At 57.4% G+C, this 16,462-nt stretch carries 17 protein-coding genes and 1 pseudogene; 15 read left to right on the forward strand and 3 right to left on the reverse strand.

Annotated elements, in window-relative coordinates; genetic code table 11:
• The first annotated feature begins 411 nt into the window (after window positions 1-411).
• The 6 genes from MUU53_RS06505 to MUU53_RS06530 all read left to right on the forward strand — a co-directional run bounded on the left by MUU53_RS06505 (window position 412) and on the right by MUU53_RS06530 (window position 7,106).
• Window positions 412-1,986: a peptidase domain-containing ABC transporter gene (locus MUU53_RS06505; RefSeq protein ID WP_343229100.1), complete on the forward strand. Its 1,575-nt coding sequence runs from the start codon at window positions 412-414 to the stop codon at window positions 1,984-1,986.
• A complete protein-coding gene (locus MUU53_RS06510; protein WP_247260176.1) occupies window positions 1,983-3,311 on the forward strand; it encodes an HlyD family type I secretion periplasmic adaptor subunit in 1,329 nt (442 codons plus the stop codon). The genes MUU53_RS06505 and MUU53_RS06510 overlap by 4 nt, the downstream gene beginning before the upstream one ends.
• 6 nt (window positions 3,312-3,317) lie before the next feature.
• Window positions 3,318-3,755, forward strand: coding sequence for a toxin-activating lysine-acyltransferase (locus MUU53_RS06515; RefSeq protein ID WP_247260177.1), 438 nt, complete (start codon window positions 3,318-3,320; stop codon window positions 3,753-3,755).
• A gap of 109 nt (window positions 3,756-3,864) precedes the next feature.
• Window positions 3,865-6,456, forward strand: a complete 2,592-nt coding sequence (locus MUU53_RS06520; protein WP_247260178.1) for a heavy metal translocating P-type ATPase — start codon at window positions 3,865-3,867, stop codon at window positions 6,454-6,456.
• Window positions 6,453-6,878: a Cu(I)-responsive transcriptional regulator gene (gene cueR / locus MUU53_RS06525; protein ID WP_247260179.1), complete on the forward strand. Its 426-nt coding sequence runs from the start codon at window positions 6,453-6,455 to the stop codon at window positions 6,876-6,878. The genes MUU53_RS06520 and cueR overlap by 4 nt, the downstream gene beginning before the upstream one ends.
• A 24-nt stretch (window positions 6,879-6,902) precedes the next feature.
• Complete coding sequence (locus MUU53_RS06530; RefSeq protein WP_247260180.1) at window positions 6,903-7,106, forward strand: heavy-metal-associated domain-containing protein; 204 nt, start codon at window positions 6,903-6,905, stop codon at window positions 7,104-7,106.
• Window positions 7,107-7,386: 280 nt separating this feature from the next.
• Here the strand turns inward: MUU53_RS06530 and MUU53_RS06535 are convergent, their stop codons facing one another.
• Window positions 7,387-8,028, reverse strand: coding sequence for an outer membrane protein (locus MUU53_RS06535; RefSeq protein WP_247260181.1), 642 nt, complete (start codon window positions 8,026-8,028; stop codon window positions 7,387-7,389).
• A gap of 248 nt (window positions 8,029-8,276) precedes the next feature.
• Here MUU53_RS06535 and MUU53_RS06540 point away from each other — a divergent pair, with 248 nt between their 5' ends.
• From MUU53_RS06540 to MUU53_RS06550, 3 genes are all read left to right on the forward strand, one after another.
• Window positions 8,277-9,758: a protein adenylyltransferase SelO gene (locus MUU53_RS06540; RefSeq protein ID WP_247260182.1), complete on the forward strand. Its 1,482-nt coding sequence runs from the start codon at window positions 8,277-8,279 to the stop codon at window positions 9,756-9,758.
• A gap of 116 nt (window positions 9,759-9,874) precedes the next feature.
• On the forward strand, window positions 9,875-10,114 hold the full coding sequence (locus tag MUU53_RS06545; RefSeq protein WP_062552838.1) for a type II toxin-antitoxin system VapB family antitoxin: 240 nt from the start codon (window positions 9,875-9,877) through the stop codon (window positions 10,112-10,114).
• The gene (locus MUU53_RS06550) at window positions 10,114-10,548 is read left to right on the forward strand and encodes a type II toxin-antitoxin system VapC family toxin (protein WP_247260183.1); all 435 of its coding nucleotides are present in this window, start codon (window positions 10,114-10,116) and stop codon (window positions 10,546-10,548) included. The genes MUU53_RS06545 and MUU53_RS06550 overlap by 1 nt, the downstream gene beginning before the upstream one ends.
• Window positions 10,549-10,792: 244 nt before the next feature.
• Here MUU53_RS06550 and MUU53_RS06555 read toward each other — a convergent pair whose 3' ends face one another.
• On the reverse strand, window positions 10,793-11,659 hold the full coding sequence (locus MUU53_RS06555) for a DUF3800 domain-containing protein (RefSeq protein WP_247260184.1): 867 nt from the start codon (window positions 11,657-11,659) through the stop codon (window positions 10,793-10,795).
• Between the two features lie 246 nt (window positions 11,660-11,905).
• Between MUU53_RS06555 and MUU53_RS06560 the strand changes: the two genes are divergently transcribed.
• From MUU53_RS06560 to MUU53_RS06580, 5 genes and pseudogenes are all read left to right on the forward strand, one after another.
• The gene (locus MUU53_RS06560; RefSeq protein ID WP_247260185.1) at window positions 11,906-12,523 is read left to right on the forward strand and encodes a hypothetical protein; all 618 of its coding nucleotides are present in this window, start codon (window positions 11,906-11,908) and stop codon (window positions 12,521-12,523) included.
• A gap of 145 nt (window positions 12,524-12,668) precedes the next feature.
• The gene (locus MUU53_RS06565; RefSeq protein WP_247260243.1) at window positions 12,669-13,880 is read left to right on the forward strand and encodes a DNA-packaging protein; all 1,212 of its coding nucleotides are present in this window, start codon (window positions 12,669-12,671) and stop codon (window positions 13,878-13,880) included.
• 142 nt (window positions 13,881-14,022) lie between these two features.
• Window positions 14,023-14,382: a type II toxin-antitoxin system RelE/ParE family toxin gene (locus MUU53_RS06570; protein ID WP_247260186.1), complete on the forward strand. Its 360-nt coding sequence runs from the start codon at window positions 14,023-14,025 to the stop codon at window positions 14,380-14,382.
• A complete protein-coding gene (locus MUU53_RS06575) occupies window positions 14,372-14,692 on the forward strand; it encodes a helix-turn-helix domain-containing protein (protein ID WP_247260187.1) in 321 nt (106 codons plus the stop codon). Before MUU53_RS06570 ends, MUU53_RS06575 begins: the two co-directional genes overlap by 11 nt.
• Before the next feature lie 30 nt (window positions 14,693-14,722).
• A pseudogene (locus tag MUU53_RS06580) lies at window positions 14,723-14,989 on the forward strand (RES family NAD+ phosphorylase); the annotation flags it as partial.
• A gap of 433 nt (window positions 14,990-15,422) precedes the next feature.
• Here MUU53_RS06580 and MUU53_RS06585 read toward each other — a convergent pair.
• On the reverse strand, window positions 15,423-15,569 hold the full coding sequence (locus MUU53_RS06585) for a hypothetical protein (RefSeq protein ID WP_247260188.1): 147 nt from the start codon (window positions 15,567-15,569) through the stop codon (window positions 15,423-15,425).
• A 219-nt stretch (window positions 15,570-15,788) separates the two neighbouring features.
• Between MUU53_RS06585 and MUU53_RS06590 the strand changes: the two genes are divergently transcribed.
• On the forward strand, window positions 15,789-16,436 hold the full coding sequence (locus MUU53_RS06590) for a hypothetical protein (RefSeq protein ID WP_247260189.1): 648 nt from the start codon (window positions 15,789-15,791) through the stop codon (window positions 16,434-16,436).
• Window positions 16,437-16,462: the final 26 nt, after the last annotated feature.

The following is a 16,462-nucleotide window of genomic DNA, read 5'->3' on the forward strand; positions in this document are numbered from 1 at the left end:
CCCCATTGCATTAAAGTTGTCGTAGTCCGCGCTGCCATTGATTATGTTGCTTTCAACAGCGTCGCCGGCGTAATAGCCGACAAACCCGCCAATTGCTCCACCAGCTCGCGAGCCTACAGGACCTCCCAGCGCACCAATAGATGCTCCGGCAAAGCCCCCTACCGCCGCACCTATGCGTCCGCCAACGCCGCTAGTTTCAGAATTGCTAGAACCACCCATAAAACACTCCTATTGATTGAAAAAATAAACTGCGGTAGACCGCGAGCTGCATTTACGCAAAAATTTTCATTGACGCAATTTAAAAGTGTATATTAGATGAAAAATCCATCTGTGGGTGAAAAGCCCGCTGCTTTTTCGTGGTTTACCCAGACAACAGGCCGGTACACCGGGCATATTGCCGAAATCGCAGTCATATCAGTGGTTCTGCGTCTTCTTGGTTTGGTGCAGCCTTTCGTTTTTCAAGCACTCATAGATCGAATCCTGCCATATCAACGACAGGAAAGTCTATATATTGTTGTCGGGCTTCTGACTCTGGTCGCTATATTTCAAGGATCTTTCAAAGCTATTTCAGTTTATCTTGGAGGCGATCTGGTAAACCGGCTGACCCGCGAGTTCAGCAATCGAATATATCAGCATGTACTTCACCTGCCTCTGCGTACATTGCAGACATGGCAGGCTGGCGAATTGTTCGCACGCATGCGAGAAATCGAAGTGGTTCGGCGGTTCCTGACCGGTACGGTTTCCGGCGTCGTGATTGATATCCTGTTTTCATTCATTTATCTCGCCGCGCTCTTTTCGATCAGCCCGTCACTGACGTTGATTATCATTATTCTACTACCCAGCCAGATGGCGGCCATGGCTGTTGTCGGCCCCTTTCTGCGCCGCAGCCTCAAGCAGTCTTTTGTAGCAAATTCGGCGCATCAATCGCGAATGATCGAGACCTTCCGCAACGTGGAAACCGTGAAGGCGCAAGCCGGAGAGCATCGCTATGTCCGAAGGCTGGACGCCACTATGGCCGCCTCATTGGCCCTGAGTTTCAAGATTACCAGACTGCATGTCGTCAATGGCTTGATTCGCGATGTGTTCAGTAATGCCTTCGACATCATGATTCTGTTCTTCGGCGCGATGCTGGTTCTCGAAAACAGCATCACGCTTGGCCAGTTGGTGGCTTTTCATCTTCTGGCAGGCCATGTTTCGGGGCCTATTCTGGGCCTTGCATCCCTGTGGGAGCATTGGCAGGGCATTCAGGTATCCCGCATGCGGCTTGGCGATGTGCTGAATGCGACGTCGGAAAACGAAATGGGCAAGCAGAAGCTCTCACTGATTAAGCCAGCCGTTCTGCGCATGGAGGCCGTGTCCTTTGGATATTCCGCTGACCGACAGGTCATCGATAAGTTGAGCCTGACGGTTTCCCCCGGTCAGCCTACGGTGATTGTCGGGCGATCCGGCTTCGGCAAGTCCACGGTCGCTAAGGTTTTGGCAGGACTTTATCCACCGGATGCCGGAAGCGTTCTGATCGATGATCAGCCGATGACGAATTTTTCACCTGGCAGTGTCAGGGCCGCCATTTGCTATCTTCCGCAGGAGCCTGCTCTTTTTAGCGGGACGATCCGGGAAAATCTCCTTCTGGCTAATGAGAATGCGACAGAAGACGAGATAGAACGGGCGCTGGAGAATAGTGCCAGCGTCGACATCATCAAGCGCCTTCCAGAGGGCCTGGATACGCAAATCGGTGAACACGGCTCATCCCTTTCGGGCGGCCAAAGACAGAGATTGGCTCTCGCTCGTCTGCTACTTTGCAACCCGAATGTTCTGATTGTCGATGAACCGACAAGCGCACTGGATGAGGTTTCTGCATCTATCGTCACGCACACATTGATGCGGCTTGCTCAGTCCCGGGCCGTTGCGATCATCACGCACCGACCAGACGTGTTCGGCCCTGACGCGCGCATTTTTGATCTTGAACAACTGCAGGGACAGAAATGACCTCTACAATACCTGCGAATGAAAGCGCGGTTTCGCCCACACTACGCATCACTGTCTGGCTTCTCCTGCTTCTCTTTGCTGCCATTCTTGGCGGTAGCATTCTAGCCAAGACTGAGGTGGTTGCTCGCGGTGCCGGAAAGTTGGTGCCGGTCGCGCGCGTTCAAATCGTGCAGCCGCTTGCTGATGGCAAAGTCGTCGAGTTGGCCGTAGCCGAGGGGCAGTCTGTGGCCAAAGGCGACATTCTGGTGCGCCTTGACCCCACATCTGCGCAGAGCGACATCCAGCGTATACAGGCCGAAATTGATCAGCAATCACTCGATGCCAACGTTGCAGCAGCCGTTTTCTCGTCGCTGATGGCGCGTGATCCTGCTGCGGCAGGGTTCATGGAGTATGGGATCGCGGAGTTCCGGGGAAGACGCGGTATCAATCCGGACGGAAGTGCAGTCGGCGAAGATCTGGTGCGCGCTGCGCTAGCATCCCTGCGCGACCAGGTGCTGCAGCTCGACGCCAAGCAAAAGCAACTGGAGTTTCAGCAGCAGGCACAAGGAGCGCGGGTAGACAAGGCAAAAGTTGACCGCGATATCGTTTCGCAAAACCTCGCAACTGCTGAAAGTCTGATGAGCCAAGGCATTCTCAGTCGAACCGCTCATCTTGAAAGGCTGCGCGAGCTTAGATCCATTGATGGAGACGCGGAGGTCAGCGCGCGCGAATTGTCGGCACTTGTAGCGTCGGGAGAAGCCACCAGGCGCCAACGTATCTCAATCATTTCCGACAACCTTGCAACACAAAGTCGGCGGCTGCGTGAGGCGGAGATTGCCTTGAGTAGTTCACATGCTTCGCTGAGAGCGGCAGAAGACAAGTTGCGGAATCTCACGCTCCGTTCTCCTGTCCATGGTCGGATCGAAAACCTCAGCATTCACACCATTGGTGGATTCGTATCAGCAGGAGCAAGTCTGATGACTGTTGTCCCGACCAACGGAGGTCTGGAGATCGAAGCATTTTTCGATAATCGAGATATAGGCTTCCTCAGAAACGGACAAAGCGCCTACGTGAAGCTAGACGCGTTTCCCTCTGAGCGTTTCGGGGTTATTCCCGCTACCGTGATAAATTTGGGAGCGGACGCGCGCCAAAGCGGCGGCACGAACTGGGTATATGCGGTTCGGCTGAAGGCAAACAGATCCCACATGCTGGTTGATGAAGCGCCGGTGCCATTTTCTCCCGGCATGACTGCCACAGTTGACGTGGTTACATCCGAGCGACGCCTAATATCATACTTTTTTGAACCGATCACCAAAGCATTTCAAAATGGTCTCAAGGAGCGATGAAGCATTATGAACGACACATTGGCCGTAAAGAAGCTCGGTGCCATGGAGGCCCTCGGGAGCATGACAGCTCTAGCGCTCCAGTCTCCGCTGCATCGATATTGGCGCATTAGTGATATCCAAGCTAATTTTCTGCCTGCGCTAAAATCGGGGCAGTGCAAAATCTACTTTGATGGACCGAATGACCCAATTGCCTTCGTCACCTGGGCGCTTCTGGATGATGCTGCACATGAGAAATTACTAAGCGATGGGGTAACCCCCAATGCCGGGCAATGGTCATCGGGGAGTTATCTTTGGTTCATTGATATCGTAGCGCCATACGGTGACGCAGCTAAGGTGATCAGAGATATGCGGAAGAACTACTTTAGCGGGAAAAATGGCTACTCTATAAAGCGTAATCTCGATGGCTCGATCAACCGTGTTAAGCAATGGCGAAACATCCGCTGATTGGGCCTGCCCGCTTCAAGCGGATGGAAGCAAAATAACCGTGGCTCACCTCTTGACCTTCCCATGATGGGAAGCCCTATCTGTGGATGGAAGACAAGGATTCCATCCCATGAACCAGACCGTCAGAACCGACCATCTCCATGAGCCGCTCATCATTCCGGTGGAGGGCATGAGCTGCGCATCCTGCGTGAAGCGCGTGGAAAAGGCTGCGGCAAAGGTGCCGGGCGTGGCGACGAGCGCGGTGAACTTCGCGACTGAAAGCCTGACGGTGGAGCCGTCCGAGGGCTTTTCCGCGGCCACGCTGGCCGAGGCAATCCGCAAGGCAGGCTATGAGCCGAAGGCGGAGACGCTTGTGTTTGCGCTGGAAAAGCCACTGAAGGAAGGGGATGCGGAGCGCCTCAACGCGGCGCTCTCACATGTTGCCGGGGTCGTGTCCGTCACGACAAGTGAGGGCGAACGGCATGTGAGCGTGGAAGCCTTCGGACGCGATGCGAAGCGGCTGGTTTCCGCTGCCATCCGCTCCGCAGGCTTTGCACTGGAAAAGCAGAAAGCTTCCACGGGGCATGATCATGAGGGTCACGAAACCCATAACCATCATGAGGAGGATGCGGGCGTTCTAGAGCGTCGGGCGACTGATCGGAAACGGCCCGCCGCTCTAAATTCTTTGTTGACGCATCGGTTTAGCGAAAAACCAGATTCCACTTTTTCGCCCGATGCTCTGAAGCGCGATCTGGCGATTGCCGCCGTGTTGACGCTGCCGCTTTTCGTGCTGGAAATGGGTGGTCACCTCTACGCTCCCTTCCATCATTGGCTGATGGGCGCGGTGGATATGCAGTGGCTTTACTACGGATATTTTGCGCTCGCGACGGCGGTGATCTTCGGCCCCGGTTTCCGCTTCCTGAAAACGGGTATTCCTGCGCTTTTGCGCGGCCATCCGGAAATGAATGCGCTGGTCGCCATCGGCGTTCTGGCCGCCTATTCCTATTCCACCGTCACCACCTTTGCGCCGCAGCTTTTGCCGGAAGCCGCCCGCTTCGTCTACTTCGAAGCCGCCACGGTGATCGTCACATTGATCCTGCTGGGCCGCCTGCTGGAAGCCCGCGCACGGGGGCGAACGGGGGCTGCCATTCGCCGCCTGCTGAACCTTCAGGCCAAGACCGCACGGGTGGAGCGCGGCGGCCAAGCCATTGATATTCCAACCGATGAGGTGGAAGTGGGTGATGTGCTGATCGTGCGTCCCGGCGAGCGTATCGCAGTGGATGGTGTGGTGCTCGACGGCTCTTCCAACGTGGATGAATCGATGATGTCCGGTGAGCCTCTGCCCGTGGAAAAGCATGCGGGGTCTCAGGTCGTGGGCGGTACCATCAATGGCAGCGGCAGCTTCCGGTTCCGGGCGGAGAAGGTGGGTGCCGATACCATGCTCTCGCAGATCATCCGGCTGGTGGAACAGGCGCAAGGCGCGAAACTGCCCATTCAGGCCGTGGTGGATCGGGTTACCTGCTGGTTCGTGCCCGCCGTGATGGGCGTTGCACTGCTCACTTTCCTCATCTGGCTTCTTGTCGGGCCGGAGCCGGTTCTGCCGCACGCGCTGGTGGCGGCGGTTGCGGTTCTCATCATTGCCTGCCCCTGCGCCATGGGGCTGGCAACGCCCACCTCCATCATGGTCGGCACCGGTCGTGCCGCAGATATGGGCGTGCTGTTTCGGAAAGGCGATGCGCTGCAGGCCCTTCGCGATGTGAAGACGGTGGTGCTGGACAAAACCGGCACCGTGACCAAGGGCCAGCCGGAACTCACCGATGTGCTGACCGCGCAAGGCGTTGACGAAACGCAGCTTCTGCCGCTCGTAGCCGCCCTGGAGGCGCGCTCGGAACACCCGGTGGCGGAAGCCATCGTGAAGTCCGTGAAGGCGCGGGGGCTTTCCATTCCCGCTGCCGAAAGCTTTGCGGCTCGCGTGGGTTATGGCATCCAAGGCAAGGTGAACGGTAAGTCGATTGCTGTCGGCGCAGACCGGCTGATGGCGGAACTTGGCCTGTCGGTCGAAACCTTCGCGAGCGATGCGGCACGGCTGGCGGATGAGGGCAAGACCCCGCTTTACGTGGCACTCGATGGCAGACTTTCAGCCATCCTGGCTGTCGCCGATCCGCTGAAGGAAACGAGCCGGGACGCGATCCGGCAGCTGAAGGCCATGGGCCTCAAAGTGGCCATGGTAACGGGCGATAATGCCCGCACGGCAAAAGCCATCGCCGCGCAGGTTGGCATTGATGAAGTGGTGGCCGAAGTGCTGCCGCACGGCAAGGTGGAAGCGCTGGAACGGTTGAGAGCGGCTGGACCGGTAGCCTTTGTTGGCGATGGCATCAATGATGCACCGGCACTGGCAAGCGCCGATATTGGCATCGCCATTGGCACGGGCACCGATGTGGCGATTGAAAGCGCCGATGTGGTTCTCTCTTCGGGCGCGCTGACAGGCGTTGCAGATGCCATCGCGGTTAGCCATGCGACAATGAACAATATCCGCCAGAACCTGTTCTGGGCCTTCGGCTATAACGTGGCGCTGATCCCGCTGGCGGCCGGCGCGCTTTATCCCGCATTTGGCATTCAGCTTTCGCCAATGATCGGGGCGGGCGCCATGGCGTTGTCCAGTGTCTTCGTTCTGACCAATGCGCTGCGGCTGCGCAGCATGAAGCTGGGAGCAGTCCGATGAACATTGGCGAAGCGTCCAAGGCGTCCGGCGTTTCATCCAAGATGATCCGCTACTATGAGCAGATCGGCCTGATCCATCCGACCGCCCGTTCGGAAAATAATTACCGGCTTTACACGGAGGACGAGGTGCATGTGCTGCGCTTCATCCGCCGTGCCCGTTCACTCGGCTTTTCGCTGGAGGAAACGCAAAAACTGCTGGCGCTCTGGCAGGACAAGGCGCGCGAGAGTGCTGCCGTGAAGGAGGTGGCCACCCAGCACATCGCGGATCTTGAGCGACGCATTGCCGAAATGCAGGGCATGGTGAAGACGCTGAAGCATCTTTCCCATTGCTGTTCCGGCGATGGCAGGCCCGATTGCCCCATTCTGGAGGATCTGGCGGCAAGCGCCGCGCCGCCGGTGAAACCCACTCGTCGAAAACACTGACTTATCAGCATAAGGAGACTGACCATGACCACATTCTACGTTCCCGACATGACCTGCGGCCATTGCGAAAAGACCGTGAGTTCCGCGCTTAGCAAAGCGCTGCCCGGTGTGCCGGTCGCCATCGATCTTGCCAACCACCGCGTCACGCTGGATGGCGGCAACGCGGCCAAGGCGGAAGAGGCCATTCGCGATGCAGGCTATTCGCCGGAGAAGATCGGCCTGGCGTGAGGGCTTGCATTGGCGGCGATGATTACCCCACCCGATGCTGCCGCATCGACCTCCCCCTCAAGGGGAGGTGGGAATCCATATTTCTATCGTCTTCCCATCCTCTTCTATTGCCAGCAGAATGATCGGCAAGGGGGCGGCAAGCTCCCACCTCCCCCGGGGGAGGTGGGAGCGAAGCTGCGGGTGGGGTGAAGCTTCTCTCGTGAATATCATGGCATCAAAAACAAAAACCCCCTCCCGTTGGCGGGGGAGGGTTTCCTGAGACAGCCGAAACTGTCGATGATCAGAACTTTACGCCGATGCCGACATTGACGACATGCTGGTCGAAATCGGCATTGATGCCGCCGATCGTCTTGTCGCCGTAATCGTTGTAGCGATATTCCAGACGGCCAAACACGTTATCAGTGAAGGCATAGTCTACGCCAGCGCCGAGCGTCCAGCCGTTGAAGGTCTTGCTGTTATCACCAATCGGCGTATCAACGTAACCATTGGTGCCGGTATAACCGCCTGCCGCAAACAGCAGGGCGCGGTCGAAGGCATAGCCGACGCGGCCACGAACGGAACCAGACCAATCTGTTCCGGCATCGATGCCACCCGCATAGGAATTCTCATTCCAGTCATAGTTTACATCGCCTTCGATACCGACGACGAAACCGCTGGCCATGGCCCAGTTATAGCCGACGAAGGCGCCCATACGGCCGCCATCGAAATCGTCGCTGGCGCTGATGCCCGGTGCGGACGCATCCGCATTGCCCCAGCCGTAACCGCCGAGCAGACCGACATAACCACCCGTCCAGGTGAAGGACGGTACGGCAGCCTCAACAGCCATGGGCGCTTCCGGAATTTGCTCCACGGCATCTGCAGCAAGCGCCGCAGAAGAGCCTGCGAAGCCCAGAGCGGCGGCGAGAAGAAGAACTTTTTTCATGGATGCACTCCTTTAATTCAGTAGAAGCTCAGTTAGGTAGTGCGCCGCGCTGGGAAGGCTGTAGCGGAAATGCAACAAAGTATCGCATTTTCAGGAGCGCTTGCCGGTGACACGTCAGACTGCGCCCATAACGCACGAGACCGGTTCTGGTTCATCCCTTGCGAATAAAGCTTTTCACCCCATTTGCGATGGAAGACATTGGGTGCAGCGCAGCGTCTGCCGCCGACACGATTTCGGGAGTTAAGATATTGTTTCCATTTGATAACAGTTATGCGCGTCTGCCGGAGCGATTCCATGCGTCCGTCTACCCGGAAGCGGTGTCGGGGCCTGTTCTCATCAAATTCAACGAGGCGCTTGCGAAAAATTTATCCCTCGACCTTGACCCGAAGGACACCAATCGGCTGGCCGCGATCTTTGCAGGCAATGTTTTGCCACCGGGAGCGGAGCCGCTGGCCATGGCCTATGCCGGTCATCAGTTCGGCAACTTCGTTCCGCAACTGGGTGATGGTCGCGCCATTCTGCTGGGCGAGGTGGTGGATGTGGCAGGTGTGCGCCGGGATATCCAGCTGAAAGGGGCAGGGCCGACACCGTTTTCAAGGCGGGGCGATGGGCGTGCCGCCCTCGGGCCGGTTCTGCGCGAATACATTATCTCGGAAGCCTTTGCCGCACTTGGCATTCCCGCCACACGGGCGCTGGCTGCCGTGCTGAGCGGCGAGCCGGTCTATCGCGAGCAACCGGTGCCCGGTGCCGTGTTTACCCGCGTCGCTGCAAGCCATGTGCGCGTCGGCACTTTTCAATATTTCGCGGCACGCGAAGACCAGGAGGCGATCCGCATACTGGCGGATTACGTGATCGACCGGCACTATCCGGATCTGAAGCAGGAGCCAGAACCCTATCTGGCGCTGCTGCAGCGGGTTTCCGACCGGCAGGCTGCGCTGATTGCCCGCTGGTTGAGCATCGGCTTCATCCATGGCGTGATGAACACCGATAACATGACGATCTCGGGCGAAAGCATCGATTTCGGCCCTTGCGCTTTCCTTGATGAGTATGACCCGATGAAGGTGTTTTCCTCCATCGACCGGCAGGGTCGCTATGCCTATCGCAACCAGCCTGGCATCGGCCAGTGGAACATCGCGCGTCTGGCGGAATGCCTTCTGCCGCTTTTGGATGCGGACGAGGAAAAGGCCGTCGGCAAGGCGAACACGGTTCTGAAGAGCTTCGGCGAAACTTTCCAGACCCACTGGATCGCCGCATTCCGCCGCAAGCTGGGGCTTGCCACAGACGAGACGGGTGACGCGGAACTGGTGCAGGATCTGCTGACGGCCATGCACGAGGGCAGGGCGGACTTTACACTGACCTTCCGGCGTCTGACGGATCTGGCCGGGGCGGAAGAGGGGCCGAAGGCGGTTGCTGCAGAGGCCGCGTTTACGGAAGGTTTCATGCCATGGGAAAAGGCGGAACAATGGCTGCCGCGCTGGCGCGCAAGGCTGACGCGCGAGCCGGAGCGCCATGATGCAGCATCGCTCATGCGCAGCGTCAACCCGGCGATCATTCCGCGCAACCACCGCATCGAGCAGGTGATCCGCGCCGCCATGGAAGGCGACCTTAAACCCTTCGAGCGCCTGCTGGAGGCTCTGGCCGAGCCCTATGCAGACCGCGCCGAATTTGATGAGTATCGCGAAGCACCACTGGACGAGCAGAAGGTGCGGCTGACGTTTTGCGGAACGTGAGCGATTTCAATCCGGGAAAAGTGGAAGCCGGTTTTAGGCAAACCCGATGCGCTGGGAACCTTCTCTTGTGAGGATATTCTTTCGAGGATATATTCATATTCAACAAAGGATATCCCATGGCGCTCTACATCAAAGACCCCGAAGTCGATAGGCTCGCAAATGAGCTTGTCAGCCTGACAAAGACCTCCAAAGTCGACGCGGTAAAGGCCGCTTTGAAGCGGGAAATCGCTACCCGAAAGGGTAGCTTGCCCATTCGTGAGCGACTTGCAAAATCCCTCAAGATGGCACGCGAGGCAGGTCCCTACGCGCCAGGCGACCACAAGCAGGAAGCAGACGAAATGTGGGGCGAGGCCTGATGCTGTTCATCGATGCCTCTGTGGTTGTTGCCATCCTTGCGGGGGAAGAGGATCGTGATGACTTGCTGGACCTTCTTGCCGAGCATGAAGGCCCATTCTACGTGTCACCGATAGTACGTCTTGAAGCATGCTTTGCACTGACGCGCCGCAGAGCAGAAGCGACCGGCCGCGACAAGCCGGCAACACCTGAAATGCTGGAAGAGTCGCGGCGGGTGGTCGATCAGTTTTTCCTGGATCTGGAGGCGAAGGAGATCCTGATTTCGGCGGATGTGGGGGCAAAGGCACTGGATGCAGCGCAACAATTCGGCAAGATCGTCAATCATCCGGCCAAGCTGAACATGGGTGACTGCCTGTCTTACGCATGCGCCAAAGCCTATCAAGCGCAACTGGCCTATAAAGGCAACGATTTCGCTTTTACCGATATCGGTTGGTAGGATTTGACCTTATGGCCGATCTATATTGAGCTTGATAAGGACATACGAAAATAATTTGAAGTAGAGCGCAATAAACTTAACTCCATTATTATCGTGCTCCTTAATCGGCCCGCACCGCTGCGCCCTTCCGTACAGCAGGAATGACATAAGGGGCAAAAGATCTTCAAAGATTATTTAAAAGGACCGGTTTGAGTGATCAATGAAGTCGCTCAAATGCTTGATGCCGATCTCCCTGCCCGATACGTCAAGGAGACTTCTGCCAGAGCCGTGTTATTTTCCCGGTGCTGTCTAACTCGTCAAAGTGATGAGTTAGGGCAGTAGCCATTTCTTGTATGTCGTTGCGACCGTACCCTTTGAACATCAGTGAGCCATTGGGGTCAAACGCTAAGATGGGTTTTCTTATCTCGCCGTTGTTTTGCTTCATCTGCCGAAACCCCTCGTAGGCAACAATATCCGCACATTGAAGAGGCGGGAAATCTTTCTTTGAAGCAAATGAAAATGAAGTGTCCATCTCCGCTACAAGCGCGACTTTACGCTTGACATAGTCATAAGTGTCTAATGCCTGCGAGCGGTATTGGTTTTGTTCGTGCAAGAACGCAACGCGATTGTGGCCTTCTGCCTGGGCTCTTTCGCAAACTGCTGGGATAATCCAGTGTAAGCATGCCAAGTACGGATGACCGAACCAGTGCAAAATTTCGGGTCTGTGAACGAGAGAATCTCTCAGGCCTTTCCAGTCGATACCGGAAAGAAGCAGTCCAATTTCGTGCTTTGGAATGATTGGAAGGAGTGCCTTCACCAAGTCAGTACGCTTGTCGACGCTCCATCCCTCAAACTCGCCAGCGCAATTGTGGACATCCACCGCGTGGAATATTTTGACCTGACCTTTCGTTCGGTTCCAATCTTTAGTCCACCTATGCCAAACAGTTGGTTTCGCAAAAACTGCCGAGACTGTCACTACTGGTGAGTCTTCGTGGGTGCCGGATTCGTCTAAGAAAACCTTCAGCATACCGAGAATTTCCTCGCCGCTGAACAAGAACTCACACTGTGCAACAACTCCATCTACTCTGACATCCTGAAAGAGGGTTGATTCGTGGGCTTCATCGTCCAGCACGTTATCGCTACTTTGATCGGTGCGCAAAAAATAATAATAGGAAAATAATCCTTGACGGCGTTACGGTCGTTTGATAGGGTTTGGGCATAGTCGAAGAATTGCGACTGGCGCGATGGTTTACAGAGGCTCGTTAAAGAGCGCTGGGAACGGCTGAGGCGCTGGGTCGCACTATCAGTTTTATGAAGAGCTTCCAGTCGGCGGCCTCGGTTTTACAAAAACCGGGGCCGTTTCTTTTTGGCTGGCAGCATGAAGGATTTTCGCGAGGTGGCGGATATGGACGCGCTGGAAGATATCGATCTTTCGCTCTTCGGTTTTCCAGGGGCGGGCAGCGGCCTGCCGGACGCAATGCGCGCGCAGGCAGATGCGGTTTTGCTGGAGCTGAAAAGCGCCGATGCGGCAGCGGGGGCAGAGGAGCAGCGCGCACTTCTGGCCGAGATGATGCGCGAGATGCGGGCGCAATTCATTGCCTTTCGCGATCTTCGTGCCAAGGCGGCAGAGCTTTGCGAGGGTGGCGACGAGGCAGTCCAGAAGCTGGCGCGAGCCGACCTGAAGGCCGCCACCGATGCCATGAGCCTGATTGTCCGCACGATCGAGAAGGTGGACAGCCTTCAACGTCAGCTGATGCTCGACCTGGAGCGCGAAGAGGAGCGGGCGGCGACCGAAAACGGCTATCCGGAGGCAGTTCATGAGGTTTCAAAGCTTATCGAAGACCGCGCCCGCGAACTGTTTGACGACTGGAAGCGCCGCGAATGCGCTGGCACTGGCGAGGGGAGTGCGGCTGGGGCAGATCCGCCCGCCGATGACGCAGGAGGCAGTGGAGATTGCGCAGACATTCGAGCAGGACATGAACCGCATTCTGGATGAGCGCATGGCGGGTCTTGCTTCTGGCCGCCACCTGTTTGGACACATGCAGGCTTCGCAGGCTGCGATCGTGAACCAATCCATGCCGGACCGGCGCGGCGATGAGATGGTGGCAGATGGACCCTTATGGCAGCGGCACGCCCTTCGTATGCGCCAAAGCTGGGCTCTGCAGGGGCGGCTGGACCAGCAGCCGCCGACGGGTGACTGGCGCACCTGGCTGATCATGGGCGGACGAGGGTCCGGCAAGACAAGGGCCGGAGCCGAATGGGTGCATGCGCTGGCCAGTGCCGGGCAGCGAAGCGAGCTTCGGATTGCGCTGGTGGCGGAAACGCTGGGCGATGCCCGTGAGGTTATGATTGATGGCGTTTCCGGCATCTGCCGGATTGCCCGAAGACAAAGGCCTAATTTCGAACCATCGCGGCGTCGGTTGGTCTGGCCGAACGGCGCGATGGCGCAGATCTTCTCCTCCGAGGATCCGGAAAGCCTGCGCGGGCCACAGTTTCATTTTGCCTGGTGCGACGAGTTGGCCAAGTGGAAATATGCCGAGGACACGTTTGACATGCTGCAATTCGGTCTGCGACTGGGCGATGATCCGCGCCAGCTGGTGACGACGACGCCAAGGCCGGTGCCGATTTTGAAGCGATTGATTGCTGAGGAAGGCACGCGACTGGTGAAGATTTCCACCCGCGACAATGCGGCCAATCTTGCGCCCGCTTTCGTGAAAGGGCTGGAAGCGCGCTATGGCGGCAGCCGTCTGGGGCGCCAGGAACTCGACGGCGAGCTGATCGACGACAGGCCAGACGCGCTGTGGAAGCGGGCCGACCTCGACGCGCTGCGCATTCGTTTCACCGGCGCTCTGCGGCGGATCGTCGTGGCGGTGGACCCGCCGAGCGGTTCCGGTCCCAACTCCGTCTGCGGCATCGTGGTCGCAGGGCTAGAACAGACAGGCCGCGCCGTGGTGCTGGCCGATTGTTCTGCCGAGGGCCTGAGCCCCGCCGGATGGGCGCAGGAGGTGGTGAGGGCCTACCGCCGCTTTTCCGCCGACCGGGTGGTGGCGGAGGTGAACCAGGGCGGTGAGATGGTGGCGGCCATGCTGAGAAGCATAGACCAGACACTGCCGCTGACTGAGGTGCGGGCAACGCGAGGCAAGTTTACACGCGCCGAACCGGTGGCCGCACTCTATGAACAGGGGCGGGTGGCCCATGCCGGACGGTTTTCTGCGCTCGAGGACCAGATGTGCGATTTCGGCCCGGACGGACTTTCCGGCGGGCGCTCTCCCGACCGGCTGGATGCATTGGTCTGGGCGCTGACGGCGCTGATGTTGGAGGGAAGCAGCGAGCCAAGGGTGCGGGGGTTGTGAGGGGGAGGATTGCATCAGGGCATGATCATTCTACAACTACTTTTCTCGGTCTGGATTTCCCGGTAGCGTGAGTGACTTTCTGATTTCGTCTCAATAAGACTTGCTATTATATCTTTAAATATATATTTTTTTCAGATAGCCAGTGTCATACAAGGTGAAATTCCATGCGGATTTCGTTCCGGAATGGAAAGAAATGCAGATGGGCTTGAAAGAACTGGTTGGCGAGGTGCTGGACCACCTTGAAGACGACGGCCCATTTCTGGGTCGTCCAGAGGTCGATACGCTATCAGGTTCCCGGCACGCCAATATGAAAGAGATCCGGGTCAAGTTTGGAAGGCAGGTCTGGCGTTTCGCCTTTGCATTCGATCCCGATCAGGCTGCCATCGTCCTTTGCGGCGGCGAGAAGCAGGGAATGAGCCAGACGCTTTTTTATAAGAAACTGATCGCTAAGGCTGATCTACGCTTCGATGCATGGTTGAAGGAACACGGATATGGACACTGACTGGAAGACCTTGAGAGCGGAACTTCCGGAGGACGTGCGCGCGCGCCTCGACGAAAAGCGCGGTACACGGCGCTTGGGCAAGGCACTTGCTGAAGTTCGCAAATCCATGAACGCGACACAAAACGATGTCGCCGCCCGCGCCGCCATGACGCAGAACACTGTTTCAAAGATAGAGAACGCCGAGGACGTGCTCGTTTCCTCCATCGTGCGTTACATGCACTCCATCGGCGGGGGCGTTGAGCTTGTGCTCAAGACCCCGGACGGCAAGGCAAAACGCATAGACTTCGACCCGGAGATTTACGTGAAATGATCAAGACAAGCGCTCCTCTGGGCGCTGATGCTGCACGATGTAAACGCCGTGCCTGACGTTTTGAACGAAGCGGATTATGCGGCTTCGCACAGCGAGGGGCGCAGGCTCCGTGATGCGGGCAGTGACGGCCTGTTGTGGGATAGCGTGCGGATGCCGGGCGGTCGCTGCATCGGCCTATTCTGGCCCGATGTCATTCCCATTCCGACCCAAGGGCGGCATTATTGCTACCACTGGAACGGTGCGCGGGTGGATTTCGTGCGGCAATACGATACCGGCCAGGTACTGGCGGTGAGTTGAGGTGAGGGGGCATCTTGCCGATGGTGAAGGTTGGGATTATATTGAGACCTGGAGTGGAGACAGGGCGCTAACCCCGCCTCCGTTGCTCTTAGATTATGAAGTTAACCCGCACGTCAGCCTGCCAGCCCGTGCGGGTTTTTCGTATTCTAAGAGTGATGCTAAATGGAAGAAACCACATAGCTCATCTCCAGTTGATGACGAGGCCCTCGCCAAGGCCGAAGTGGCCCATTCCCTTCGGTGCGTATGGCAGTACGCGTCTGCTTTCGTCATCAAACCGTTTCCCTGCATCTTTGAAATCGCAGGGTATCAAAAAAGCCGCGCCTCCGAGGTCGGGGAGGCAGCGGCTTAAAATCTGGATGAGGTGCATCAGTCTGCCTTGAAAGCCAGCTTTCTTCTCAAAGCGGCGCAGCCGATGTTCTTGATGTAAAAGGGATTAGCGCTTGACCGGGATAGAGATGACCGGCGCGGAAGCGGTTTCGCGCATCTGGCGCCATTCGGATTCCAGGCGATCGACCAGATGCTGCGGAATCTGCTGCTTTGGTGTGGTGACAGCGGGTTGAACCGGTGCTGGCTGCTGCATGATCATGATCTCCTTGCGATACTCGCAGGCCCAATAACTGCGTTGTGAACCGTTGGTTCCATACAGCTAACGCGAAGTAAATAGGGGGCTAACCATCTAAACCGATTAGCAATTTTTAAAATCGATTGAAACATTTGCATAAGTTCTGCCAAGAAGATGCCGTTACGGTTAATCCCGGTGCTGCAGCTTCAACGCGCAGACGCTGACGGAGAGATTCGCATGAGAGTTGAACGGGCCCGCTATTTCGATCAGGTGCGGGCAAGGCTGCATGAGGGTAGGCTGACGGATGGGGCGAGGGCGGGGCACGAGGTGCTCTTAAGCGCCTGGGAGGCCAGGTATGCAAAGCACGATCCGCGCTTTCTGGCCTATTGCCTCGCCACCGCCTTTCACGAGACCGGCGGGGCCATGCAGCCGGTGGAGGAGAACCTCAACTATTCCGCCGAGGGTCTTCGGAAAGTCTTTCCGAAATACTTCCTGCCGGGTGAGGAACATGAGTTTGCCAGGAAGCCGGAGCGCATTGCCAACCGTGTCTACTCAAACCGCATGGGCAATGGACGCGGCGAGAGCGGCGATGGCTGGCGCTTTCGCGGGCGAGGTCTTGTGCAGATTACCGGGCGCGACAACTACCGCACCTATGGCATAGACGATGCGCCGGAAAAGGCCATGGAGCCGGAGAGGGCAGTGAAGATCCTGTTCGACGGCATGATTGCCGGGAAGTTTACCGGCCACGCTCTGTGCGATTTCTTCAACGATCACGCCAGCGACTGGGTGGGCGCACGGCGTGTGGTGAACGGCCTGAACCGTGCGGAAGAGATCGGCCTGTTCGGCGTGATCTTCGCGACCGCCATCGGTCTGCGCCTGGGTTGATTTCCCATTGGGCTGATTTCCCACTG

The sequence above is a fragment of the Affinirhizobium lemnae genome (assembly GCF_022968395.1).
GTDB lineage: Bacteria > Pseudomonadota > Alphaproteobacteria > Rhizobiales > Rhizobiaceae > Neorhizobium > Neorhizobium lemnae.

What these genes read in the sequence shown, in the direction of transcription:
- MUU53_RS06510 (WP_247260176.1), top strand. Translation starts at nt 1,983, where the DNA reads ATGACCTCTACAATACCTGCGAATGAAAGCGCGGTTTCGCCCACACTA.
- MUU53_RS06515 (WP_247260177.1), top strand. Translation starts at nt 3,318, where the DNA reads ATGAACGACACATTGGCCGTAAAGAAGCTCGGTGCCATGGAGGCCCTC.
- MUU53_RS06520 (WP_247260178.1), top strand. Translation starts at nt 3,865, where the DNA reads ATGAACCAGACCGTCAGAACCGACCATCTCCATGAGCCGCTCATCATT.
- cueR (WP_247260179.1), top strand. Translation starts at nt 6,453, where the DNA reads ATGAACATTGGCGAAGCGTCCAAGGCGTCCGGCGTTTCATCCAAGATG.
- MUU53_RS06530 (WP_247260180.1), top strand. Translation starts at nt 6,903, where the DNA reads ATGACCACATTCTACGTTCCCGACATGACCTGCGGCCATTGCGAAAAG.
- MUU53_RS06535 (WP_247260181.1), bottom strand. Translation starts at nt 8,028, where the DNA reads ATGAAAAAAGTTCTTCTTCTCGCCGCCGCTCTGGGCTTCGCAGGCTCT.
- MUU53_RS06545 (WP_062552838.1), top strand. Translation starts at nt 9,875, where the DNA reads ATGGCGCTCTACATCAAAGACCCCGAAGTCGATAGGCTCGCAAATGAG.
- MUU53_RS06550 (WP_247260183.1), top strand. Translation starts at nt 10,114, where the DNA reads ATGCTGTTCATCGATGCCTCTGTGGTTGTTGCCATCCTTGCGGGGGAA.
- MUU53_RS06560 (WP_247260185.1), top strand. Translation starts at nt 11,906, where the DNA reads ATGAAGGATTTTCGCGAGGTGGCGGATATGGACGCGCTGGAAGATATC.
- MUU53_RS06565 (WP_247260243.1), top strand. Translation starts at nt 12,669, where the DNA reads ATGCGCCAAAGCTGGGCTCTGCAGGGGCGGCTGGACCAGCAGCCGCCG.
- MUU53_RS06575 (WP_247260187.1), top strand. Translation starts at nt 14,372, where the DNA reads ATGGACACTGACTGGAAGACCTTGAGAGCGGAACTTCCGGAGGACGTG.
- MUU53_RS06585 (WP_247260188.1), bottom strand. Translation starts at nt 15,569, where the DNA reads ATGCAGCAGCCAGCACCGGTTCAACCCGCTGTCACCACACCAAAGCAG.
- MUU53_RS06590 (WP_247260189.1), top strand. Translation starts at nt 15,789, where the DNA reads ATGAGAGTTGAACGGGCCCGCTATTTCGATCAGGTGCGGGCAAGGCTG.